Annotated in this window: 25 protein-coding genes and 1 pseudogene; 21 read left to right on the top strand and 5 right to left on the bottom strand. The window is 62.1% G+C overall.

Annotation, left to right across the window (positions count from 1 at the left end; all coding sequences use genetic code 11):
• Window positions 1-80 precede the first annotated feature (80 nt).
• From AB4N92_RS02130 to gspD, 15 genes and pseudogenes are all read left to right on the top strand, one after another.
• Window positions 81-995 carry a Fe(3+) dicitrate ABC transporter substrate-binding protein FecB gene (locus AB4N92_RS02130; protein WP_021491089.1) on the top strand — a complete coding sequence of 305 codons (915 nt, stop codon included), beginning with the start codon at window positions 81-83 and terminating at the stop codon, window positions 993-995.
• 2 nt (window positions 996-997) lie between these two features.
• Window positions 998-1987 carry an iron-dicitrate ABC transporter permease FecC gene (fecC, locus tag AB4N92_RS02125; protein WP_021491088.1) on the top strand — a complete coding sequence of 330 codons (990 nt, stop codon included), beginning with the start codon at window positions 998-1000 and terminating at the stop codon, window positions 1985-1987.
• Complete coding sequence (locus tag AB4N92_RS02120) at window positions 1984-2952, top strand: iron chelate uptake ABC transporter family permease subunit (protein WP_021491087.1); 969 nt, start codon at window positions 1984-1986, stop codon at window positions 2950-2952. The genes fecC and AB4N92_RS02120 overlap by 4 nt, the downstream gene beginning before the upstream one ends.
• Before the next feature lie 4 nt (window positions 2953-2956).
• On the top strand, window positions 2957-3748 hold the full coding sequence (gene fecE / locus AB4N92_RS02115) for a Fe(3+) dicitrate ABC transporter ATP-binding protein FecE (protein ID WP_044287447.1): 792 nt from the start codon (window positions 2957-2959) through the stop codon (window positions 3746-3748).
• 316 nt (window positions 3749-4064) lie between these two features.
• On the top strand, window positions 4065-5756 hold the full coding sequence (gspE, locus tag AB4N92_RS02110; RefSeq protein WP_021491085.1) for a type II secretion system ATPase GspE: 1692 nt from the start codon (window positions 4065-4067) through the stop codon (window positions 5754-5756).
• Window positions 5753-6949, top strand: a complete 1197-nt coding sequence (gspF, locus tag AB4N92_RS02105; protein WP_236267352.1) for a type II secretion system inner membrane protein GspF — start codon at window positions 5753-5755, stop codon at window positions 6947-6949. Before gspE ends, gspF begins: the two co-directional genes overlap by 4 nt.
• Before the next feature lie 13 nt (window positions 6950-6962).
• The gene (locus AB4N92_RS02100; RefSeq protein ID WP_010209194.1) at window positions 6963-7352 is read left to right on the top strand and encodes a type II secretion system protein GspG; all 390 of its coding nucleotides are present in this window, start codon (window positions 6963-6965) and stop codon (window positions 7350-7352) included.
• A gap of 7 nt (window positions 7353-7359) precedes the next feature.
• Window positions 7360-7785, top strand: a complete 426-nt coding sequence (locus tag AB4N92_RS02095; RefSeq protein WP_010209195.1) for a GspH/FimT family pseudopilin — start codon at window positions 7360-7362, stop codon at window positions 7783-7785.
• On the top strand, window positions 7782-8114 hold the full coding sequence (locus tag AB4N92_RS02090; protein WP_047540668.1) for a type II secretion system protein: 333 nt from the start codon (window positions 7782-7784) through the stop codon (window positions 8112-8114). Before AB4N92_RS02095 ends, AB4N92_RS02090 begins: the two co-directional genes overlap by 4 nt.
• Window positions 8111-8680 carry a prepilin-type N-terminal cleavage/methylation domain-containing protein gene (locus AB4N92_RS02085; protein ID WP_021491082.1) on the top strand — a complete coding sequence of 190 codons (570 nt, stop codon included), beginning with the start codon at window positions 8111-8113 and terminating at the stop codon, window positions 8678-8680. Before AB4N92_RS02090 ends, AB4N92_RS02085 begins: the two co-directional genes overlap by 4 nt.
• Complete coding sequence (locus AB4N92_RS02080; protein ID WP_236267351.1) at window positions 8677-9378, top strand: general secretion pathway protein GspK; 702 nt, start codon at window positions 8677-8679, stop codon at window positions 9376-9378. Before AB4N92_RS02085 ends, AB4N92_RS02080 begins: the two co-directional genes overlap by 4 nt.
• Window positions 9375-10367 (top strand): PilN domain-containing protein, encoded by a 993-nt coding sequence (locus AB4N92_RS02075; protein WP_044287444.1) that lies wholly within the window; start codon window positions 9375-9377, stop codon window positions 10365-10367. The genes AB4N92_RS02080 and AB4N92_RS02075 overlap by 4 nt, the downstream gene beginning before the upstream one ends.
• Entirely contained in the window at window positions 10342-10944 is a 603-nt protein-coding gene (gene gspM, locus AB4N92_RS02070; RefSeq protein WP_010209200.1) for a type II secretion system protein GspM, read from the top strand. Before AB4N92_RS02075 ends, gspM begins: the two co-directional genes overlap by 26 nt.
• On the top strand, window positions 10941-11459 hold the full coding sequence (locus tag AB4N92_RS02065) for a general secretion pathway protein GspN (RefSeq protein WP_047540674.1): 519 nt from the start codon (window positions 10941-10943) through the stop codon (window positions 11457-11459). Before gspM ends, AB4N92_RS02065 begins: the two co-directional genes overlap by 4 nt.
• Window positions 11460-11464: 5 nt before the next feature.
• A pseudogene (gspD, locus tag AB4N92_RS02060) lies at window positions 11465-13575 on the top strand (type II secretion system secretin GspD).
• Window positions 13576-13742: 167 nt separating this feature from the next.
• Here the strand turns inward: gspD and AB4N92_RS02055 are convergent.
• On the bottom strand, window positions 13743-14120 hold the full coding sequence (locus AB4N92_RS02055; protein WP_106119372.1) for a c-type cytochrome: 378 nt from the start codon (window positions 14118-14120) through the stop codon (window positions 13743-13745).
• A gap of 231 nt (window positions 14121-14351) precedes the next feature.
• Between AB4N92_RS02055 and AB4N92_RS02050 the strand changes: the two genes are divergently transcribed.
• A complete protein-coding gene (locus AB4N92_RS02050) occupies window positions 14352-14744 on the top strand; it encodes a DUF4398 domain-containing protein (RefSeq protein WP_010209206.1) in 393 nt (130 codons plus the stop codon).
• Window positions 14745-14754: 10 nt separating this feature from the next.
• A complete protein-coding gene (locus AB4N92_RS02045; protein WP_021491077.1) occupies window positions 14755-15528 on the top strand; it encodes an OmpA family protein in 774 nt (257 codons plus the stop codon).
• Between the two features lie 45 nt (window positions 15529-15573).
• Here the strand turns inward: AB4N92_RS02045 and AB4N92_RS02040 are convergent, their stop codons facing one another.
• Both AB4N92_RS02040 and AB4N92_RS02035 read right to left on the bottom strand, forming a co-directional pair.
• Window positions 15574-16398, bottom strand: coding sequence for a 5'-nucleotidase, lipoprotein e(P4) family (locus tag AB4N92_RS02040; RefSeq protein WP_021491076.1), 825 nt, complete (start codon window positions 16396-16398; stop codon window positions 15574-15576).
• 96 nt (window positions 16399-16494) lie between these two features.
• Complete coding sequence (locus tag AB4N92_RS02035; RefSeq protein ID WP_236267396.1) at window positions 16495-18423, bottom strand: hypothetical protein; 1929 nt, start codon at window positions 18421-18423, stop codon at window positions 16495-16497.
• A gap of 97 nt (window positions 18424-18520) precedes the next feature.
• On the opposite strand from AB4N92_RS02035, the gene AB4N92_RS02030 reads away from it, so the two are divergent.
• Window positions 18521-19093: a hypothetical protein gene (locus tag AB4N92_RS02030; protein WP_010209210.1), complete on the top strand. Its 573-nt coding sequence runs from the start codon at window positions 18521-18523 to the stop codon at window positions 19091-19093.
• Here AB4N92_RS02030 and AB4N92_RS02025 read toward each other — a convergent pair.
• Window positions 19072-20280, bottom strand: a complete 1209-nt coding sequence (locus AB4N92_RS02025) for a DUF1835 domain-containing protein (protein WP_010209212.1) — start codon at window positions 20278-20280, stop codon at window positions 19072-19074. The genes AB4N92_RS02030 and AB4N92_RS02025 overlap by 22 nt on opposite strands.
• A gap of 180 nt (window positions 20281-20460) precedes the next feature.
• Entirely contained in the window at window positions 20461-21174 is a 714-nt protein-coding gene (locus AB4N92_RS02020) for a hypothetical protein (protein ID WP_021491074.1), read from the bottom strand.
• 163 nt (window positions 21175-21337) lie between these two features.
• On the opposite strand from AB4N92_RS02020, the gene AB4N92_RS02015 reads away from it, so the two are divergent.
• The 3 genes from AB4N92_RS02015 (at window position 21338) to AB4N92_RS02005 (ending at window position 23617) form a co-directional block, all read left to right on the top strand.
• A complete protein-coding gene (locus AB4N92_RS02015; protein ID WP_021491073.1) occupies window positions 21338-22015 on the top strand; it encodes an ABC transporter ATP-binding protein in 678 nt (225 codons plus the stop codon).
• A complete protein-coding gene (locus tag AB4N92_RS02010; protein ID WP_010209218.1) occupies window positions 22012-22806 on the top strand; it encodes an ABC transporter permease in 795 nt (264 codons plus the stop codon). Before AB4N92_RS02015 ends, AB4N92_RS02010 begins: the two co-directional genes overlap by 4 nt.
• A gap of 190 nt (window positions 22807-22996) precedes the next feature.
• Entirely contained in the window at window positions 22997-23617 is a 621-nt protein-coding gene (locus AB4N92_RS02005) for a glutathione S-transferase family protein (RefSeq protein WP_010209219.1), read from the top strand.
• Window positions 23618-23634: the final 17 nt, after the last annotated feature.

The raw sequence follows: 23634 nt of genomic DNA, 5'->3' as shown, positions 1-23634 counted from the left end.
GCGTCGATATGGAATAGTACCCGCCGTTTTCCCCGGCCTGTCTAGCGGGGTGTTTTAACGCCGAGGTCCTTGTCATGCGAATGCTGCGCTCCATCCCCACCCTTGCCGCCTGCGTGTTGGCGTTCTCTTCAAGCCTGCTGAGCGCCGCCCCCATCGACCTCAACGACGGCCAGCACGCGGTGCATCTGCCGGATGCGCCCAAGCGCGTGGTGGTGCTGGAATTCTCCTTTCTCGACAGCCTGGCTGCCGTTGACGTCACGCCCGTTGGGGCCGCCGATGATGGTGATGCCAACCGCGTACTGCCCCGTGTGCGCCAGGCCATCGGCCAATGGAAGTCGGTGGGCCTGCGCTCGCAACCGAGTATCGAGGAAATCGCCCGGCTCAAGCCAGACTTGATCGTCGCCGACCTCAATCGTCACCAGGCCTTGTACAGCGACCTGGCGAGCATCGCGCCGACCCTGTTGCTGCCGTCACGCGGCGAGGACTACCAGGGCAGCCTGAAATCCGCCGAGTTGATCGGCAAGGCGTTGGGCAAAAGCGCGCAGATGGAAGCGCGGATCCAGAAGAACCGCGAGAACCTCAACGCCATTGCGCAACAGATCCCGGCCGGCGCCAGTGTGCTGTTCGGTGTGGCGCGTGAAGACAGTTTCTCCGTACACGGCCCGGACTCCTACGCCGGCAGCGTGCTCGAAGCCATCGGCGTGAAAGTCCCTTCGGTACGCGCCAACGCTGCACCTACCGAGTTCGTCAGCCTGGAGCAACTGCTCGCCCTCGACCCCGGCTGGTTGCTCGTCGGCCATTACCGTCGCCCCAGCATCGTCGACAGCTGGAGCCAGCAGCCGCTGTGGCAAGTGCTGGGAGCGGTGCGTAACAAGCAGGTCGCCGAAGTGGACGGCGACAGTTGGGCGCGCAACCGCGGCGTACTGGCCTCGGAGCAGATCGCCGAAGACGCGCTGGCGATTCTCAAAGGCGGTAAAGCCGTACTGAGCCAATAAGCATGGGGCGCAGTCTCGCGGCGGCAGGCATTGTGCTGCTGGGTGCCGGCTTGTTCTGGCTGTCGCTGTACAGCTGGTCGCCGTTCACGATCACGGCGACGGATGCGTGGAATGGCCTGGTTCATCAAGGCCGCGTGGGCGGCAATATGGCCTACATCGTCGCCCAGCTGCGTGTGCCACGCGCGCTGTGTGCCGCCTTGGTCGGCGCCTGCCTGGGCTTGGCCGGTGCGTTGATGCAGGGCATTACTCGCAACCGTCTGGCCTCGCCGTCCTTGTTTGGCGTGACGGCAGGGGCGGCGTTGGGCTTGGCGTTGTTTTCCACCGGGCTGGTTGCGTTGCCGTTTGCGGGCGGTGCGTTGTTGATGACCTGCCTGGGGGGCGCGCTGGCCTGGATCACCGTATTCAGCCTCGGCGGCGCCTGGTCGCCGACTACGGCCCAAGGCCGCCTGGTATTGGCTGGCGTCGCGGTGGCGGCGTTGTGCGCGGCATTGACCCGGCTCACGGTGATCCTGGTCGAGGCCCAGGCGCAAAGCGTGCTCAACTGGCTGGCCGGTTCCCTGGCCAATGCCGGCGCCGCGCAAGTGCAATTGCTCTGGCCGTGCACCTTGATCGGCGGCCTGTGGGCGCTCTGGTGTGCGCCGCGACTGAACCTGATCAACCTCGGCGAAGACGCCGCACGCTCCCTGGGCGTGGGCATTGCCAGCCTGCGTTTGCAGGTGTTCATCGCCAGCCTGTTGCTAGTGGGGGCGAGTGTCTGCGCGGTGGGGCCGATCGGATTTGTCGGGCTGATCGCGCCGAATATCCTTCGTCAGTTCCTCGGGAATGACTACCGCTGGTTGATTCCGCTGAGCGCTGCGTTGGGCGCGGTGATCGTGCTGGGCGCCGACCTGCTCAGCCGCGCCGTGGCGTTTCCGGTGGAGACCCCGGCCGGTGTGGTCACCGCGCTGATCGGCGCGCCGTTCTTCCTCTTTCTTGCCAGGCGTGCCCTATGACCCGGCCACCATTGCGCTTATGGCTGCTGCTGGGCCTGTTGCTGCTGGCGACGTTTATCAGCCTCAGCGCCGGCACTGTGTGGCTCACGCCTGACGCTGTGTTGGACCGCTTGTTGGCCCACGACGCCCTCGACTTCGACGTCTGGAACCACCGCCTGCCACGCAGCCTGATTGCGATCCTCGCCGGATGCGCCTTCGGCCTGGCCGGGGCGATTGTGCAGGGTGTGATCCGCAACCCGCTGGCCTCGCCGGAGATCCTCGGCGTGACCCAGGGGGCGGGCCTGGCGCTGACCGTAGCGATCATCAGTTGGCCGCACATGCCGATTGCGTGGTTGCCGTTGGTGGCGTGCCTGGGTGGGGCCGGCGGTGCGTTGCTGTTGGCGCTGTACAACGCGGGGGTGAGTTTTTCCGGAGTGCGCTTTGCACTGTCCGGGGTGGCGATTGCGGTGACCTTGTCCAGTGTCACCGAGTTTCTGATCCTGTCCCATCCGCTGGATATCAACACGGCCTTGCTCGCCCTCACTGGCAGCCTGTGGAGCCGTAACTGGCACCATGTGGCGCTGGTATTGCCGTTCCTGGTGCTGATCCCCGTGGGCCTGTGCCTGGCCAAGCCGCTGAACCTGATTGCCCTCGGCGACGAAGCCGCCCACAGCCTCGGCACGGCACTTGGCCGCACTCGCTGGCTGGCCATGGCCTGCGCGGTGGTGTTGACCAGCCTGGGCGTGGGCGTGATCGGGCCGATCGGTTTTATCGGCCTGGTCGCGCCGCACATGGCACGTCGCTTGGTGGGCGGGCATCACCAGTATTTGCTGCCGGCGGCGATGCTGACGGGTGCGCTGTTGCTGGTGCTGGCCGACACGTTGGGACGCACGTTGATCGCGCCCAGCGAAATCCCCGCCGGGGTGCTCACGGCGGTGATTGGCGCGCCGTATTTTCTTTGGTTGCTGGCACGGTTCAAGGGCTGATCACATGAGTATTCTTCAAGCACGCGAGCTGGATATCGGCTACGGCACCACGCGTATCGTGCAGGGGTTGTCCTTTGTGCCGCCGACCGGAAAGGTCACCGCCTTGATCGGTCCCAATGGCTGTGGCAAATCCACCTTGCTCAAGGCCTTCGCGCGCATCCTCAAGCCGACCCAGGGTGAACTGACCCTGGATGGCCAGGCTTACACCAGCTTGTCCGCCCGCCAATTGGCGCGGCAGATCGCATTCTTGCCCCAGGTGTTGCCAGTGCCAGAAGGCGTCAGCGTGCGCCAGTTGGTCGCCTATGGCCGCAGCCCGCACAACTCATTGTGGGGACGCCTGAGCGGCAATGACCAAGCCCATGTCACCCAGGCCATGCAACGCCTGGAACTGGACACCCTGGCCGACCGCGCCCTGGCGGACCTGTCCGGCGGCCAGCGCCAACGCGCCTGGCTGGCCATGGTGTTGGCGCAGAACGCGCCGGTGGTACTGCTTGACGAACCCACCACGTACCTCGACATCAGCCACCAGGTCGAACTGCTCGACCTGATGGGCGAACTGGCTGGCGAAGGCAAGACCGTGATCACCGTGCTCCACGACATCAACCAGGCCTGCCGCTACGCCCACCACCTGGCGGTGATGCACGGCGGCAAGCTGGTGGCCGATGGTGCGCCGGGGCAGGTGATCACTGCCGAGTTGATGCGGCAGGTGTTTGAGGTGCAGGTGCAGGTGATGAGCGAGCCGGTGGCAGGCACGCCGATGTGCCTGATCGAAAAAAGCACCCGACCTCATACCTGACGTGGTTGAACGTGTGGTTTTACTTCTTGTTGATAATGAAGTAACCCGGTTGAATGTATTGAAAAACCGTTTAATTGCGCGAGAAAACGTATAAGTGGCTAATTGCAACTAGTGAGATGATGGCTATTAGCTTCTAAGGCTCTGGCGCAAGGGTCTTGGCCATTATGTTTATTTTATTCCCGGTCTTCAGGAACTAGGGCTATAACTTCCAGTCGATAACCCCGGCTTACTCTCGCTTGGGTTGTGGCTAACTAATGGCATGTTGCTGTAGTTCCAAATAGCCATACTTTCTCGCAACACTAGATACCTGAACATTATGTCGTCAGCGCCTATCGATGCCTGCCAGATGCAGATCCCGCACACCGAACAGGTGTGCGCGTGGCTGATGCAGCATGCCGGGCTGAAAACGGTGGACCTGGAGCGCGCCCGACGCTTGTCCACGGACGATCTGCTGAGCCTGCTGACACGCCTGGGCCTGGTCTCTGAAGTCGAATTGGCCCGCGCCTGGGCGGCGTTACTCGGCGCGCCGCTGTTATTGGCCGATGCCGCGCCGCCGTTGCTCGATCCCTTGCCCGTCTTGACCGAACGCTTCATGCGTCACTACCAGGTAGTGCCCATGGGCTGGACCCAGGGCGGCCTGCGGGTGCTCGCCGCCAACCCGGCGCAACTTTATCCGTTCCAGGCCTTGGCTTATGCGTGCCAGGTGCCAGTGTGGCTGGCCATCGGCCCGCGCAATGAAGTCGACACCCTGATCGAGCGCTACTACGGCCAGGGCCGCTCGGCCATGGGCACGCTGATCGAAAACCTCGATGAGCAGGGCGGCGCCGAGGAAGATATCGAACACCTCAAGGACATGGCCTCCGAAGCACCGGTGATCCGCCTGGTCAACCTGATCCTGCAGCGCGCCGTGGAACAACGGGCCTCGGACATCCATATCGAACCCTTCGAAAACCAGCTCAAGGTGCGCTACCGCATCGACGGCGTGCTGCACGACGCCGAAGCGCCGCCTGCCAGTTCATCGGCGGCGGTGATCTCACGGGTGAAGATCATGGCGCGGCTGGACATCGCCGAACGTCGGCTGCCCCAGGATGGGCGCATCATGCTGCGCATCCAGGGCAAGGAGCTCGACCTGCGCGTGTCCACGGTGCCCACCAGTTTCGGCGAGTCGGTGGTGCTGCGCTTGCTGGACCGGCAGACCGTGCAGTTCGATTTCCCGAGCCTGGGCTTTGACGGCCAGCGCCTGGCAAGCTTCCTCGATCTGCTGGAGCGCCCCCACGGCATCCTGCTGGTCACCGGGCCCACCGGTTCCGGCAAGACCACCACGCTCTACACCGCGCTGTCGCGGCTCAATACCACCGAGCGCAAGATCATCACCGTGGAAGACCCGGTGGAGTACCAACTCGAAGGCATCAACCAGATCCAGGTCAAACCTGCCATCGGCCTGGACTTCGCCGGGGCGCTGCGCTCCATCGTGCGCCAGGACCCGGACGTGATCATGATCGGCGAGATCCGCGACCTGGAAACCTGCCGCATCGCCATTCAATCGTCCCTGACCGGGCACCTTGTGCTTTCCACTCTGCACACCAACAGCGCCGCAGCCAGCATCACGCGGCTGATGGACATGGGCGTGGAAAGCTACCTGATCGCCTCGACCGTCAGCGGCATTCTCGCCCAGCGCCTGGTGCGGCGCCTGGATCCGGTCACCCGCGTGGCCTTTGAAGCGCCGCCGGAACTGATCGCAGAACACGGCCTGGATCGCCTGACCGAACAGCGCCCGATTCTGCTTTATCGCGGGGACTATCACGGCCGCAGCGCCCTGACCGAGCTGCTGGTGATGAACGACGAACTGCGCAGCCTGTTGATGCGTCACGCCGATGCCGCCACGTTGGAGCAGGCGGCTCGCCGCGCCGGTTTGCGCACGTTGTATGAAGAAGGACTGCGCCAGGCCTTGGCGGGTATTACCTCGTTGGAAGAGGTACTGCGCGTCACCCGTGGAGAGGGCGCGTGAGCCTGTTCAAGTTCCGCGCCCTGGACAGCCAGGGTGTGCCGCAGAACGGTACGCTGGAAGCGGCGGATCAGGTCGCCGCCGTCGCGGCCCTGCACAAGCGTGGCCTGTTGTTGTTGCAGATTGAGGCGGCCGGCAGCCCGCTCCTGCGCAACCCACGCGGGCAGTTGAAGGGCGCGGCGTTGGTGAGTTTCACCCAGCAGTTGGCGACGCTGCTGGGGGCTGGTCAGCCGCTCGAACGTTCGTTGAGCCTGTTGCTCAAACAACCCGGTCAACCCCAGGTGCGTGCACTGATTGGGCGCATCCGTGATCACGTCAAAGCGGGTAAACCACTGTCCGCCGCTTTGGAAGAAGAAGGCGGCAGCTTCTCACCGTTGTACCTGAGCATGGTGCGCGCCGGTGAGGCGGGTGGCGCACTGGAGAACACCCTGCGCCAACTCAGCGACTACCTGGAACGCAGCGAGCGGCTGCGTGGTGAAGTGATCAATGCGCTGATCTATCCAGCCTTCCTGGTGGTGGGCGTACTCGGGTCCCTGGCGCTGTTGCTGGCTTATGTGGTGCCGCAATTCGTGCCGATCTTCCAGGACCTGGGCGTGCCGATTCCGTGGATCACCGAGGTGGTTCTCGCCTTGGGTGAGTTCCTGGGCGCCTATGGCCTGCTGGTGTTGGCCGGGCTGATCGTGAGCGGTGGGTGTTGGGCGGCACGCCTGCGTAATCCGGCGTTTCGAGAACAATACGATCGGCGCCTGCTCGGTGTCCGTGGGATCGGCCCGCTGCTGCAACGTGTCGAAGCGGCCCGCCTGACGCGCACCCTCGGCACGCTGCTCAGCAATGGCGTGGCGTTGCTGCAAGCCTTGGTGATCGCACGGCAAGTCTGCACCAACCGCGCGCTGCAGGCCCAGGTCGGCAGTGCGGCGGAATCGGTCAAAGGCGGCGGCACCCTCGCCAGCGCGTTCGGCAGCCAGCCGCTGCTGCCCGAGCTGGCCCTGCAAATGATTGAAGTCGGCGAACAGGCCGGCGAACTCGACAGCATGCTGCTCAAGGTGGCCGACATCTTCGACGTCGAAGCCAAGCGCGGCATCGATCGCCTGCTCGCCGCACTGGTGCCGTCCCTGACCGTGGTCATGGCGGTGCTGGTGGCGGTGATCATGTTGGCGATCATGCTGCCGTTGATGAGCCTGACCAGCAATATATGAAGGAGCTGAACCTATGAGAAAACCACGCCGCCAAGGCGGTTTCACCCTGTTGGAAATGCTCGCGGTGATCGTGCTGCTGGGCATTGTCGCCACCATTGTCGTGCGCCAGGTCGGCGGCAATGTGGACAAGGGCAAGTACGGCGCGGGCAAGGCGCAATTGGCCAGCCTGAGCATGAAGATCGACAGCTACGCGCTCGACGTCGGCGCGCCGCCCACCAGCCTGCAACAACTGGTGGACAGACCCGGTGGCTATGCCAAGCCGTCGGACCTCAAGGACCCGTTCGGGCATGCCTTCGGCTATCGCTTCCCCGGTGAACACGGTGCGTTCGACCTGATCTTCTACGGCCAGGATGGCCAGCCGGGCGGCGAAGGTTATAGCGCCGACCTGGGCAATTGGGAGTAACGCGGCTATGTTCCAGCGCGGCTTTACCCTGCTGGAAATGCTGGTCGTGATCCTATTGATCAGCCTCGCCGCCGGGTTGCTGGGGATGGGCGTGCGCCAGGGGCTGCAGGCGGCGAAGGAGCGCCGCGCGGTCGGACAGATGGTGGAGGCGTTGCGCACCACGCGGGCGGGGGCGATTATCAGCGGGCAGTCCGCACGTACTGCGTTCGACCTGCGCGCCCGCACGTTCCAGGCGCCGGGCCGTGCGCTGCAACAGTGGCCGTCCGAGCTGCAAGTGACACTGCACACCGCCGAACAGGTCGGCCCCGCCGTCGAGTTCTATCCGGACGGCAGCTCCACCGGCGGCAATCTGCTAGTGGCCAACGGCACCCGGCGTTGGCGCATCGATATCGGCTGGCTCACCGGCAGCGTGCAATCCAAGGCGCTGCCATGAAGCACCAGGCCGGGTTCACGCTGCTGGAAATGCTCGCCGCGCTGACGCTGATGGCGGTGTGCAGCACGGTGCTGCTGGTTGCGTTCGGCCAGAGCGCGCGCTCGCTGTCCCAGGTGGCCCACAGTGACCGGCTCACTCATGCGGCGCTGACGATTTTCGATCAAGAGGCCGCAGGGCGATTGAGCAACGGCGTCAGCCAGGGCGAACTCGATGGTATCCACTGGCAACTGACCTGTACCCGTCAGCAAACGCATATTTTTCGTCTCGATCTGGTCGTTGGTGAGGGCCCGCACCAGGCCCGTTTCAGCACGTTGAAGGCGCGCCTGTGAAGCGCCGCGAACAGGGCTTTACCTTGCTGGAAATCCTTGTGGTACTCAGCTTGCTGGGCGTGCTGCTGGTGTTGGTCGGCGGCGCGTTGCTGGGTGCCAATCGTGCCGTGTCCAAGGCCCAGGCATATGCAGTGAGCCTGGATGAAATGCGCGCCGCTCAACAGTTTTTGCGCACGGCGATCAGCGAGGCGTTGCCCCTGGCGGTGGGTGAGGGCGATGGATTTTTCGTCGGCACGGCACAGCGCCTGGAGTTCGTCTCGACCTTGCCCGGTGTGCTCGGTGGTGGGATCCACCGGTTCAGCCTGCAACGGGTCGAACAGGGTCTGCAGGTCGGGTTTTCCCAGCGTGAACCCCAGGTGCTGCTGAACAATATCGAGGGTCTTCAATTCAATTATCGCGGCACGTCACCGCTGGGCCAGCCCACCGGTTGGGTCAGTGACTGGCCATGGTCCAGGCGCTTGCCTGCGGCCGTGCGCATCGCCGCCCACGTCGACGGCCCGGTGCCCTGGGTCACCCAGGTGATTGCCCTGCGCTTGAACCTGTCCAGCGGGAGCGTGGAAGAATGAGACGCCAACGCGGCGCGGCCCTGCTGCTGGTGTTGTGGGTACTGGCGTTGCTCAGCGTGTTGCTCGGCGGCCTGGCGGGCTGGGTGCAACTGGAAAGTCGCCAGGCCCTGTGGCTGCGCCAACATACCCAGACTGTTTTGGCCGCCGAAGCCGGCGTCGCGCACGTCTTGGTCGACCGACGCTGGGTTGCCGATGGCCGCGATATCGCCCTGGCTTTTGACGACGCCCAGTTGCACGTCAGCTTGCGTAGCGAACGCGGCAAGCTCTACCTGATCAATGCCCAGGCACAGGATTTCACACGTCTGGCCCTGGCCTGCGGTGCCACTCCGGCCCAAGCGACACAGTTGGCCACGGCCCTCGACGCGCGACGTCACCAGGGCCTGGCGCCGTTCCGGGTGCTGGAAGAAGTGCGCCAATTGCCCGGCATGACGCAAACCCTCTACAGCCAATTGCTGCCCGAGATCACCTTGTGGAGCGACCTGGACCGCCCCGATCCCGCCTTCGCTAGCCCGCTGATGCGCAAGGCGCTGAACCTGCCGCGTCAGAACGCCGAAGGTGCCGACCCTGGCGAAGTGCTGGTGGTCGACAGCCGCGCCGAGCGCCCCGGCGGTTATCAGGCGCGGCTGCAAGTCACCGTTTTATTGAGCCCATCGGAGGACAGCGCACAACCCTATCGGGTGTTGCGTTGGCAAGAATGAATCGATTGGAACCCATTGCCCGGCACTGGCGCGGCAGCCTGCTGCAACAGGGTTGGCGCGTGTGGCTTGCGGAGTTGCGCGCCTGTGTGCCGAGTTGGTTGGCACGGCCAGAACCGCCGGAGCAGATCCACCACTGGCCGTTAGCGGTGCCGGTCGTGTCGAGCAGCACACGCCAAGTGCTGATGCTCGGCGCGGATGCCGTGCTGCTGCAACGCGTACAACTGCCTCTGGCCGCCGGGCGCAATCTGGAGGCCGTGGTCGGTTATGAACTGGACCGCTACACCCCGTTCGAGGCTGACCAACTCTACTTTGTCGCCCGCCAGGAGCGGCGCACGCCCAGCCACCTTGAGGTCACGCTGGTGGCGATCCTGCGCGAGCGCCTGGACCAGATGCTTACCGACTGCGCCGCCCTCGGCCTGCATCCCCATCGCGTGGACGCGGCAAACCTCGGTATCGACCTGCTGCCCGCACCGCTGCGCCCCCGTCAACGCCGGCCGGGCATGGGCTTGCAGCGTAGCCTGCCGTGGTTGTGCGGGGCCTTGCTGATCGCGGCGATGGTGCTGTGGCTCAACGACCGCCAGCGTGTCATCGACGTGATGCATACCAGCGTCCAACAGCAAAAAGCCCAGGTCGCCGAGGTGCATGCGCTGCGCCAGCAACTGCTCAATACCCGCGGCGCGGCGCAGTACCTCACTCGGCGCAAACTGGCGCAACCACCGCTGGCCGCGCTGCTCAATGACCTGACCACCTGCTTGCCCGCCGACACCTGGTTGGATCAACTGGAGGTGAAGGACGGTGAGATTTCAATCTCCGGCCAAAGCGCCAAGGCCAGCGCATTGATCACCCGTATCAAAGGCTGCCGCAGCCTGGAAAACGCCCAGTTCGAAGGGGTGATCCAACCCGATGCCCGCACCGGCAAGGACCAGTTTGCCTTGCGTGCACACCTACGCCAGGAGGCTGCCGATGCGCCGACCCCTCACACCCCGTGAACGCCGTGGTGCTGCCTTGCTGGTGCTGGCGTTGGTGCTTGGCACGGCCTACTGGCTGTTGATCGACAGCTGGTTCGCCGGCCCCCTGCGCGACATGGGCGAACAGGCCGAACAACTGCGCGAGCAACAGCAGCGGTATGCCGGCGTGTTGCGTCAACGCGATGCACTGCGCCAACAGCTTGAGCAAGCCCGGCAGGATCCCGCCAGCAGCACCAGCCTATTGCCGGGGGATGACCCCGATGTGGTGGCCGCCGACCTGATGCAGCGTCTCGCCGACCTGATCAACAGCCACGCCAACCTCGGCGGCGGTTGCAGTTTGACCCAGCGCAAGCCCATCACCCCGGAGCAGGACGACGGCGAGCCGTATCGCCAGGTCAAGGTCAGCCTGACCCTCGATTGCGCCATCGAACCTCTGGAAGCCCTGCTGCATGAGCTGGAGTACCAGCCGCCGTTCCTGTTCGTGGATGAACTGCGTATCCGTCGCAGCCAGCAGGCGCCGGCCAATGGCGGTGCGGGCAAGTTGGTGGTGCATCTGTTGGTGCGCGGCTATCTGCAACCGGCGCGGGTGACGCCATGATCGGCAGACTACGCCCCGTGGAGTGGGGCCTGCTCGGCTTGTCGGGCTTACTGGGCGTGTTGATGGCGGTGATCCTCAGCAGTATCGGCGATGAACCGCAGTGGCTGCCTGAAGCACCCACGCGCGCCCATCCTACCGCTCAGATCCAGGTCGCGCCGAGTGTCCCGCTGGAAAACCTCGCCGCCACTTGGCAAACGCCGCTGTTCAGCCCGGACCGCAGCCCGGATCGCGTCGTGGGCAAAGCCCAAGGCGCCAGCCTGGCCAACCTGACCCTCAGCGGCATCATGATCACCGGCAACCTGCAAATGGCCATGCTCAAACAGGCCGACGGCCGCGCCCTGACGGTCCGTCTCGGCCAGGCCCTGCCCAACGGCTGGCGCCTGGACCACCTCACCCCGCAATACGCCCGATTCAGCCTGGACGGCCGCACGCAAACCTTGAGCCTCTACGCCAAGCGCCTGCCGCCGCCGTCCAGCAGGCCCCCCATTACTTTGCCCCGCGAGCCTCTCCCTTGATCGACATGCGCACCTCAACGTTTTGCCTGGCCACCGCCCTTGTCCTGGGCGGCTGTGGATCTTTTCCCGACCGTCTGGAACCGGATGACGATCTGCTGCACGAAGCCATGCAGGGCACGGGCTCGCAACGCCCGCCGACCGAGCAGGCCGCAGCGGAAACTCCGCCGCCGTCGGTGCAACCGCCAGCGCAGCGCCAACTGATCCGTGGCAACCAACAGTTCGTCCGCGCGCCGGCAGCGCAGCCGGTGGCGAAAGAGAAGGGGGGCGATATCGTCTTCAACTTTGCCGACCAGCCCATCGAAGCGGTGATCAACAGCGTGATGGGCGACCTGCTGCACGAAAACTACAGCATCGCCCAGGGCGTGAAGGGCAACGTCAGCTTTTCCACCTCCAAACCGGTGGACAAACAACAGGCCCTGTCGATCCTTGAAACCCTGCTGTCCTGGACCGACAACGCGATGATCAAGCAGGGCGATCGCTACGTGATCCTGCCTGCCAACCAGGCGGTGGCCGGCAAACTGGTACCGCAGATGAACGTGGCGCAACCGTCCAGCGGCCTGTCGGCGCGGTTGTTTGCGTTGCGCTACATCTCCGCCACCGAGATGCAAAAACTGCTCAAGCCCTTCGCCCGCGAGAACGCGTTCTTGCTGGTGGACCCGGCGCGCAACGTGCTGAGCCTGGCGGGTACCCCGGACGAGTTGGCCAACTACCAGGACACCATCGACACCTTCGACGTGGACTGGCTCAAGGGCATGTCGGTGGGCGTCTTCGGTCTGCAACGGGCTTCCGTGGCCGAGTTGATGCCCCAACTGCAAAGCATGTTCGGCCCTGACAGCGGCATGCCCCTGGCCGGCATGCTGCGCTTTTTGCCGATTGAACGGACCAACTCGGTGGTGGCGATTTCTTCCCAGCCGCAGTACCTCAGCGAAGTGGGCGACTGGATTCGCACCATCGACGAAGGCGGCGGTAACGAGCCGCAGATGTACGTTTACGACGTGCGCAACATGAAGGCCGCCGACCTGGCCAAGTACCTGCGGCAGATCTACGGCACCGGCGCAATCAAGGACGACACACCGGCCAAGGTCGCGCCGGGTCTGCGCACGACCACCCTGTCGTCGCTCAATTCCGGCGGCTTGCAGAACAACCCGCCTGCGGCCGAAGAGTCGGAGCCGCAAGAAAAGGAAGTCGCCCCCACCAGCGCGCTCGAAGCCGGCACCCGCATCACCGCGCAAAAGAGCAGCAACCAGCTGCTGGTGCGCACCCGACCGGCACAGTGGAAAGAGATCGAAGCGGCGATCAAACGCCTCGACAACCCGCCGCTGCAAGTGCAGATCGAGACGCGCATCCTTGAGGTCAAGCTCACTGGTGAACTGGACCTGGGCGTGCAGTGGTACCTGGGGCGCCTGGCGGGGAATTCCTCCAGCACCACCGTGGCCAATGCCTCTGGCAGCCAGGGCGCGCTGGGCGGGGGTGGGGCGGGGTTGGGGGCAACGGATTCGTTGTTCTATTCGTTTGTCAGTTCGAATTTGCAGGTGGCGTTGCATGCGTTGGAAACCAATGGCCGCACCCAGGTACTGTCGGCACCGTCGCTGGTGGTGATGAACAACCAGCCGGCGCAGATTCAAGTGGGGGACAACATTCCCATCAACCAGACCACGGTGAACACGGGGGATGCGGATACCACCTTGAGCAGTGTCGAGTATGTGCAGACGGGGGTGATTCTGGATGTGGTGCCGCGGATCAATCCGGGTGGGTTGGTGTACATGGATATTCAGCAGCAGGTCAGTGATGCTGAGAATCAGAGTACGAATAGCGACACGCCGGTGAATCCACGTATTTCCACGCGTTCGGTGTCGACGCAGGTGGCGGTGCAGAGTGGGCAGACGGTGTTGCTGGGGGGTTGATCAAGCAGGACAACCAGGAGAGTGTGAGTGCGGTACCGTATCTGGGGAAGATTCCGGGGTTGCGGTGGTTGTTCGGCAGTACCAGCAAGTCGAAGGATCGGACGGAGTTGATTGTGCTGATTACGCCTAAGGTGATTACCAGCAGCGGGCAGGCTCGGCAGGTGACGGATGATTATCGGCAGCAGATGCAACTGTTGCGGCTGGATAAATAGGTGTACCTATCCGTTTCTTCGGTAACGGCAGCTTAGGGTCCCGCTGTTGCAGCGGGTCACTTTTGGAAGCGCCAACAGTAAGCAAAAACGCTTCGCGCCCCAACACGGCTTGCGCCCGCAAGGCCTGGACCTGGGCGATCAGGACCGCGTGATCGATTGACCGCCCATCATTGATGCTTGGCAATCACACCGCTCATGTACTGATTCAAATCGCGGAAGTCGTTAACCCTCCAAGCGAACGGCGGTAGTTTTACGCCGTTCTCTCGCAACGTTCTTGGGATCAAGTCGCCATTGGGTCGAAGTATGATCGAAGAGACGATAACGCCCGGATAATCATTCAGGCGTTTTTTAAAGGCAGCGGTGGTCAGGTCTGGTGTAGGCGGGTTGCTTTTTTTGGCCAACGGCCCTGTTCCCTTGATATCCGCGCCGTGGCACATGGCGCATCGCTGCATATAGAGATTTTTTCCGTTGGCGTTATCGGCGAACGCCAGCGATGTTTGGGTCAGCGACAAGATGCCGAACGCAGCGATCAACACTCTTTTCATTTCCATATGCCTTATTGTGTCCGTCGGCGGACAACTTATTGATTAAGTGAACAAATACTACACTTGGTGGTGGTTGTTTTTCTGAGAAAAATCCTACAACCAGCCAGGATTTTTCATTCTTCTAGTCTGCATTTTTCCTCCTAGGATGGCGCGATCGCTTGAACACAAGCGAGACGGCAAGGGCTGTTCCCATCGCCCCGCAGCCGTAAGAACATGCTTAGGAGTCAACACATGAAGATGACCAGTGTGAGCAAACGCCTGCGCCGCTCGGCCTGGGCCGTGATCGCCGCCGGTGTACTGGCAGGTTGTGCCACGCCGCAGCCACCAGCGGTAAAGATCTCCCTGGCCCGTGATGCGGTAGGGCGTGCCTTGGCAGCGCAAGCGACCCAGTTCGCGCCACTGGAAATGAAAACGGCCCAGGACAAACTGGCGCGTATGGACCAGGCCATCGGTGAAATGAAGTACGTCGAGGTCGACGCACTGGCCGATCAGATCGAAGCCGATGCCAGCCTCGCCGAAGCCAAGGCCAATGCCGTGCGTAAACAACAAGTCTTGAAGCAGGCGCGAGAGGGCATCCAGGTGCTCAAGCAGGAAATGCTCAACGCCCCCGCGACTACCCACTGAGGATCTTGCCATGCGTGCCCTTTTTTTCATTCCTGTTCTTTCGGCCCTGAGTCTGGTGTTTGCCGGTTGCGCCACGCCGCCGGAAAACCCGCAATTGCTGCAAGCGCGCAGCCAGTTCTCCAGCCTGCAGGAGAAGCCGGAGTCCAACACCCTGGCGGCGGTTGAAACCCGTATCGCTTCCAACGCGCTGGACCGCGCCAACCAAGTGTCCCTGCACGACCGTACCGCCCCCCAGATCGACCAACTCGCCTACCTTGCCACGCAAAAAATCGCCCTGGCCGAGCAGACCATCGTCGGCCGCAAAACCGACGCCCAGCTCGACAACATCGCGGTCGACCGCACCCAGGTGCAACTCGACGTGCGCACCGCGCAGCTCAAGGCGTTGCAGGCGATGAAAGCCCAGCCGACCGAGCGTGGTCAGGTCATCACCTTTGGTGACGTGCTGTTCGATACCGGCAAGGCCGATTTGAAAGCGGGCAGCCAACGCGACTTCCAGGGGCTGGCGAACTTTCTGGTGCAGAACCCGGAGCGTCAGGTGCGCGTAGAGGGGTTCACTGACAGCGTCGGTGGCGATGCCTACAACCAGAGCCTGTCCGAGCGACGTGCCCAAGCAGTCGCCCGTGGCCTGCAACGGCTTGGCGTGGGGATCGAGCGTATTGCGGTAATCGGCTACGGCAAGCAATTCCCGGTCGCCGATAACCAGAGCGCGCAGTCACGCCAGTTGAACCGCCGTGTGGAAGTGATCGTGTCCAATGACGCTTCGGCAGTCAGCGCACGTCGCTGAGGAATCGGTATACGGCAGCATCCCAGGCCCGTTCAGTCGCGCGGGCTATTCCTGCAACTGCAACGCCTGCTGCTTGAGCGTGCGCTTTTGCTCAAACGGTAACTTCTCATCATCCCCATACGGCGCGCTGTACCAGTTGCCATAGGTCGGGTTGGGCAGCAGAAACCAGCGTTGCCCCAGCCAGTTCACATAGGGCGCCACGGCCTTGCGTTGATCCGCGACGGTGTTGTGCTCGGCCTGGACGAAATCCCCAAGGGAATCACCCGCCATCAACAACACCCGAGCATGGGCAGCGACCCATTGGCGGCGGCAGTTCTTGCCATAGCCGGCGCTTTCGCAATGGCCGGTAGGTGTGCTGGCGGCGAGGACGTGTTCGTCGCTTTCCACCGGAAAGCCGCGCAGGCGCAGGTTTTTCACCGTGGCGGTGACCTGGCTGTGTTCGCGGTTGGTCAGGTAGTAGACCGCGATGCCTTTTTGCTGGGCCGCTTGCAGGAAGGCGACTGCGCCAGGCAACGCCTGGGCCTTGGCCTGGTCGACCCAGGTGTTCCAGCGGTCGTAGGAGTAGACCTGGTTGTTGACCACATCCCGCGCGTTGAGCGGCACGTTGTCCAGCAGGGTTTCGTCGATATCCACCACCACGGCCGGCGGCAAGCCCGTCAGGTTGCGCGGTGGTAAGGGCAGGGCGTCCCAGGTGGGATCAGCCAGGGCCACGTCGAGTTGGCGGGTGGCATTGGCAAAGAGCTGGCGGTAGATCAGCTCATGCTCGATGGAGGTCTGGGTCCAGAGCACGGCGTCGAGCTGGTCGTTGGCGGGTGGCGTTTGTTGGCAGCCGGCCAACAGGCAGAGGCTGACGAAGATCAGGTTGCGCATTGAAATAATCAACCTTGGAAAAGGCGCGCCGCGTGGCAGGCGTAGAGTTTGATGGATGCCGCACCATACGGCCCCGAGCGGCTTTGTGGCAAACGCTCAATAGGATTCACCAGCACGTGTGCAAGCGATCAGAGCGGGTATTGCCCGTCGCAGCAGACTCTCCGTAGATTTCCTCATCCGCAGCTCCATTGAGCCGTCCGGTTGCAGAATGATGATGCCCGCCAGCTTGTCGTGATAATTGCGTTCTTCATGAAATCCACCGCTGTCCGTAAACAGCATCAACAGGCCACGTTCTTTGTGGGTGATGTCGTAGACCCCCTTGGGTCCGTTGACGGTTTTTTCGAACAGCGACAGCATGGCGTTACGCGTTGGCTGGCCGGGACTCACGGGTTCCGGGTAGTGCCGGTTAAGTATGAGCCCCATGCCCGAATCAGCAATGCGCTCGGCAGTGGTTGGCCAGCTATCCAAGGCTTGAGTATTCAGCACTCCACCCATTGAACTCGACAGGTCGACAATCAGGCGGGGCAGAGGTAACGCGTACTCTGTGAGTGCACAACGAAAATGCTGGCGCAATAGGTGCGTTGACATCGCGTTGATGGGGGTGACGCCTGCAAATGCCTGGCAACGCTCACTCACGTTTTCATCGCCATTCTGCGCGCACAGGTCCACCAGCTTTTTCGGCTGACTGGCGGGCACCGGTCCGTAGTTTGCGAGGGCTACAAGGGCGTGTGTGTTGATCTTTGCGTAGTCGCGCAGGGCTTCATTAAAGTTTCGAGTGTTGGCGCGCGCGTACTGCTTTGCTTCCAGCACATAGACAACTTTTTCGGTTTTATCCGGCAGGCGCTGCAGGAGCGAATAGTCAGGTTGAATGTTCTGGCTACGGCCTGCACCTGCCAACTTAATGTCTTTGGAGGCGACGCGAAGCTCCGCCATCAGCTCGAGCACATCGTTGCCGACATGCAGCTTGGCAATAAGAGTAGGCCTGAAGGCGAATGTGAGGCCGTTGTCTTCGGCCATCAGTTGAAAACGTTCACCCGACTGTTTGAGTTCGCGCTTCAGCAGCGTAATAAGCCACACCGAATAGAGCTGTGAACGTTGTTTCCAGATGGGCAGGTCCAGCAGGTCTTCCAGCTCACGTGACAAGGGTTGGGGCGGGACGAACTGCGAATGGGCATTGGTGAGTGCTTCAATTTTTTCTGCGAAATTGTCCCTGTGTGACAGGGGGACAAGCTGTTGGCAATACCAAAGTCCGCGTAAGAGGTGATAGCGCGCGATGTGATCGTCCTGAGCGTGCGCTAACTGGGATTCACTCCATTGATGGATGGGCGCTCTCTCTGATGGGCATGGCTCGTCATCACGGCGGGCGCTGCGCAGGTCATTCTGGCTGGTATAGCGGCTTGTACGTTGGCACAGCTGCTGGATCAGGGTCGCCAGTGGTGCAAGTGCCTGGGTCAGTGAGTCATTGGGCGCACCATCGGGCAGCGGCACAGGCGTTTGATAAGGCCATTCGTGGCCATCAATCCAGCTTTTTGCAGCCATATCCACGAGAGAAGGGGGCCTGGTAGTGTCCACCCCCGGCGTTTCTCTCAACGCACGGAACACGCCGTTGCTGATGAGCCTCAAGTCCTCTGCACAATAGGCGCGCTGGGCAACTGCGTGGCTGAGGTTTTCCATTATCGCGCGGGCGCGACGAAACGCATCGACGTCGAAGGGCACTTTGTCGCCCTGACCAAAATCGAACTCGATCAGCAGTCGCTCATTGCTCTGGGACACACCGCCCTCGGCGAACATCTCATAGATGTCGTTGAGCATCATGCCGAAAGGCTGCAAGGCATTCAGTACCGCGATGAGGAAAGACGTGGCATCGACGGTGTGACGTTTCAGATAGGCGCCAATGTCTTGAGATGGCGCAATCTGCAACGCCGCGCGCAGGTCTGCGACGAACTGTCTGTCATGGCTCCTGGGCGCCAGGCGGTCCGCTGAGTTTAGGCTGTTCCACAGGTCAGCTGCTGTTCGAAGGGTCACAAATCTTCCTTGATAAGAATAGGTGGCTATTAGCCATGTGGTGCGAAGTGTGGGATGTTATCCCACTCAAGGAAATCATGCGCTGGTCAGGAACATCATGAACGCACAGCAAGGTCTTTACGAAAACATCACCCTTATCGACGTCCAGTTGGCGTCCGTCTATTACCCAATTCTGGTTGATCTGGCCAAGCACAAACATTGCCTGACGTACTCCGAACTGGTCGATCGTGCCCAGTGTGAGAACCCTGACCATCCGGTCGTTCAAAATGCTATTCCCGTTTCCACCGGGCGGCGGCTGGACGTGGTCAGGCTGTTCACCAATGAGCGAGGGCTGCCAGACCTGACGTCGTTGGTGATCAGTAAAAGCTCGGGGGAGTGTGGCAGTTTTTTTACTCGACACTTCGATCCGGTGGCTGCGCGTAAGCAGGTCTTTGAGTTTGACTGGAGCGTCGCGACAGCGGACTTCGATGGTTTCGTCAGTGTGACCACGCAGGCAGTGAAACCTCGCCAAAAGGTCAAAAAGCCGCAAGCTATCCAGTGTATGGCGGCTTATTACCAGACGAACAAGGCGACCCTGCCGGTGAAGGTCAGTGAATACAGAGAGGCTATCATCGACCTCATCATGGAGGGGTTCTCGGCTGAAGAAGCCTACCTGATAGCCCTGCGCTGAAAGACGGGTTGGTTATCCTCATCAATCGTCCAGTGAGGTTGGCCGGGTTGGATGCACGTTCCACCGACCCAGCGTTCATGGGAGCAATGGTCGGGCCAATAGGCTCGGCCTTTGAGCACGTCTTGGCCCAATGCCGTCAGCGTCAACCCTCTTTGCGGCCATGCTTTTTGGGCTTCTGCTTCTAGGAGCAAAGGGTTGTCGCCATCGATCAGCGGCCGCAAGAGCGCATGAAACATCATGTCCCCCAGAAACGGCAGCGGTTCACGCTTGGCCATCAGCTCGGCAAACACCCGACCGAAGGGGGTTGGCCCAGCTTCAGCAAGGTACGTCAGGGCCAGTCGCTCGGTCAGCGACAGGCCATCGCGCATCCCAGGCAACTCCTGCAATTGACGCAACAGCGCCGGGGCGAGCAACGGTAAGGCGGGATGGCTGTCATGGGCCAATTGCGCCCATTTGACTGGCGAGCTATCGCAGTACGCCGACCAGGCCCGTTTGGCCAATTGCACGGCATCATTATCGATCAGACGCCGTTGTGGCCACAGCCACGCCAGCACATCCGGCGCCAGTTGGCCGATGCCGATAAAGCGTTGCACGCCGGGAATGTGGTCTACCTCGATCAGTTCCAACTTACGCGGTGCTTGTTCGAGGCCGGCAAGCGCACGGACCAGGAACAATTGGTCATAGGCATCCGCTTCGCACCACAGCACGCTGTGATCGGCGCTGGCCAATGCGTCGAGGTGGCCGTATTCAACGTCTACGCGACGCGCTGCGTCTGCTTCATCGATAGAAAAGGCCTGGCTGATAAATGCACTGCGCATGGCGCGGAAGTCTTGGCCGGGCAAGTCGCGGACCGGCCCCATGCACAGCGGGTCGGCGAGCATCCGGAACTGCCCTTTGAACCCCGCCAGCTGGAGGGTGTGGGCAATGTCATTGCCGCAGCGCCAGTGGGTGGTGCGGGCTTCATCACTGGCGGCAAAGTCGGGGTGGCGGGCGGCGAAGTCGATGGCGTCGATATGGGCCTTGAGCTTGGGCCAACTGCTGAAACCCAGCTGCTTGGCGATCGTCCACTGGGCCACGGACAAGGTAGCGTTCGGGTCCTGGGTTTTCAGGTGTGGCAGCAGTTCCTTGGCGCGCTTGCGCTGCTGCTCAAGGTTGAGGCGGCCATCGGTGTTGAATGGATGGGACATACGATCTCCTTGCACAAACCTTTTCCGCTTCAAGGTTGGGAGTCGTAAAAAAAGAGGGTGTTGCAGGGTCTTGGGCGCAGCCCTTTCCGCGGAAGGTGGCGTAGAGAGCGCCAGGCGGGAAATATAGGCAGTGCCGCGCTCGATTGCAAATCAGTCTCTTGTGTCCGGCTCCCACAGAGGTCAGTCGGGTTTTTTCAGCACCGTGGTGGGACCTGTGGTTGAGCGAACACTGTCTTTGGGAACTCGGCGTTTCTGAAACTGGATTTCGCCGCCCTCCCTGTGTTTTTCCACCAGATACAACATATCGTCACTTTCGCCGACGATACAGGCCGTGACCACATCGAGGTTGTTGAGCTGGAGAATTGATGGCTTGCAATCACGAATCTCTTCGTAGGCTCTCAGCTTGCCATGTGCCATCGACTGCGCGTACGCCAGCGACCAGATGATCCAGGCGAAAAATGCCAGCAGGCTGATCAGCAGTGCGCCGGATATCGGCGTCGTGGCTTTCCTGTAGCTCTTCTCCAGCCTGCGCAGCATTCGATAGCGACGTGTGTGGATCCCCAATTCCCGAGTGGGTAAAACACGGTCAGGGTTTTCGGTGAAGTACATCAGGCAGGCGAAAACCAGGACCGCTGCGGTGAAGATAAGCAAGGCCGCCAGTTTGACCAGAATGTGGTTTCCGCCGTACACCACGTAGTGATAAGTGTCGTAGCCGAGACGGTTAACGGGCACGCCGAGCACCTTGTTATAAGTCTCCAGATAGGCGTAGCCGTTTGAGTAAAACAGCGCAAACAGCAGCAGCATGATCGGCAGGCTTTGACGCTTTAGCAGTCGCCATAACCACGCTGCGCTCAAGCGGGAAGCGGGGGTATTGGATACTTTCTGTTCGTCCATGAGGGTTCCTTTTTATAGGACTGCGAGTCTAGCGAGCACAATGGGCCTTGCCCAGGCCAACTGCGCGCTTCTGCTCGTGCACATGAGTTTGAATGTTTTGCATGAAATCCCGACGAGTGTGCTTCACCATTGCACCATCCAGATTGAGAGGAACACCGCGTCCATGAGCGCACTGATCGAAACCCGCGCCCTTACGCGCATGGACGAGCGCCGCCACGTGGCCTTGCTCCAGCCCACCGATTTCACCTTGAATGCCACCGATCGCGTGTCGATCACCGGCTCATCCGGCTCGGGCAAAAGCGTGTTCCTGCGCGCACTCGCCCTGCTGGACGCGCCCAGCTCCGGGCAGATCCTGTGGAACGGCCAGCCGATTAACAACGCGCAGATTCCTCACTACCGCTGCCACATCAGCTACCTGTCGCAACGCCCGGCGCTGCTCGACGGCACAGTGGAAGACAACCTGCGCTTCCCGTTCAGCCTGAAGACGTCGCGCAAACGCCGCTTTGACCTGGCGACGGTGACCACGCTGTTGGGCCACGCGGGTAAGACTCCGGATTTTCTGGCCAAGCGCGCCGCCGACCTGTCGGGCGGTGAGTCCCAGGTGGTTTCGCTGATCCGCACCCTGCAGCTCAACCCCGAAGTGCTGTTGCTCGACGAGCCCACCGCCGCCCTCGACCCCACGTCTTCCCGCGAAGTGGAAGCGCTGATCGACGCCTGGTTTGCCGTGGATCGCTCCCGCGCCTGTGTCTGGGTCTCCCACGACCTCGAACAGGCCCGGCGCATGAGCGACATCCATTTGCAGATGAGTGCCGGTGTATTGAGTGGAGTGGCCCAGCCATGAACTATCAGAACCTTACCGCGCTGGACATGGGCATCGCCGCCTCGCTGATCCTGATCAACGGCGCGCTCTCCCTGCTGTTGCGCCTGGGCCTGGAGCGTCAGTTGTTGTGGGCGGCTGTGCGCACCGTGGTGCAACTGCTGGCCATCGGTTATCTGCTGGGCTGGGTGTTCGAGTTTGCCTATTGGTACGTGGTGCTGCCGCTGATGTGCGCCATGACGCTGATTGCCGGTATCTCGGCGGCGGGGCGCGGGCGGCGCACGTATCGGGGGCAGCGCGTGGACAGCATCCTGTCGGTGTGGGGCAGTTCGTGGCTGGTGACGGCGGTGGGCTTGTTTGCGGTGATTCGCATCCATCCGTGGTACGAGCCGCAGTATGCGATCCCGATCCTTGGCATGATTCTGGGCAACACCCTGACTGGCGTGTCGCTGGGGATAGAGCGCATGACCCAGGAACTGACGTCGGGCCGCAACACCATCGAAATGATCCTGGCCCTTGGCGGCTCGCGCTGGGAAGCGGCCCAGGAAGCCATCCGCCAGGCGGTGCGCGCCGGTATGATCCCGACGCTGAACCAGATGACGGTGGTGGGCATCGTCAGCCTGCCCGGCATGATGACGGGGCAGGTACTGGCGGGGGAGAGTCCGGTGGACGCGGTGCGGTATCAGATCGTGATCATGTTTCTGATTGCCGCATCGTCGGCGTTGGGCACGGTGGGGGCGGTGTTGCTCACGTATCGGCGGTTGTTTTCGGTGAGCCATCGGTTTTTGCGTGATCGGCTGCAAGAACGTGCCTGATCGAGGTCTTGGCCTGGATCGCGTTGGACAGCGTGGTGATGACCACCGTGTTCAACCTGATCGTGGGTATTATTCGACGAGTGATTGTTTCACCGGATGAAATGCTGGATTGTAAATCCTGGTGATTCCAACGGCCGGGGCAGCGGCGGAACATGCGGGGCGTCGATACCCCACTTTTTTGGAGCCTTTCATGATCAAACTCTACGGTTTCCCGTTGTCCGGCCACTCACACCGGGTCGAGCTGATGCTGTCCCTGCTCGGCCTGCCTACGGAGTTTGTGCAGGTTGACCTCAAGCAAGGCGCTCACAAAGCCCCCGAGTTCATTGCCTCCATCAACCCGTTCGGCCAGGTGCCGGCCATCGATGACAACGGTGTTGTGCTGGCGGACTCCAATGCGATCCTGGTTTACCTGGCGAACACCTATGGCAACGGTCAATGGCTGCCGAGCGACCCGGTGGGGCAGGCTCGCGTGCAGCGCTGGCTCTCGGCCGCTGCCGGCCAGTTGCACGCCGGGCCTGCGTCTGCACGACTGGCCACGGTGTTTGGTGCCGAGGTCGACACCGCCGTCGCCATTGCCCGTTCCCATGCGTTGCTGAAACTGGTGGAGGCGCAATTGAGCCAGAGCCGTTTCCTGGTCGGCGAGCAACCCACTATTGCCGATGTGGCGTTCTACACCTACACCGCTCACGCGCCGGAAGGCAATGTTTCGCTGGCCGACTACCCTCAAGTGCGCGCCTGGCTCGCCAGCATCGAGGCGTTGCCGGGGTTCGTGGGCATGCCGCGAACGGCGGTGGGCTTGCAGTCGCAATAACTTTCTAGAGGCGTGCC

The sequence above is a fragment of the Pseudomonas sp. S3_A09 genome (genome assembly GCF_054668065.1).
This window is presented reverse-complemented; position numbering and strand designations above follow the sequence as displayed.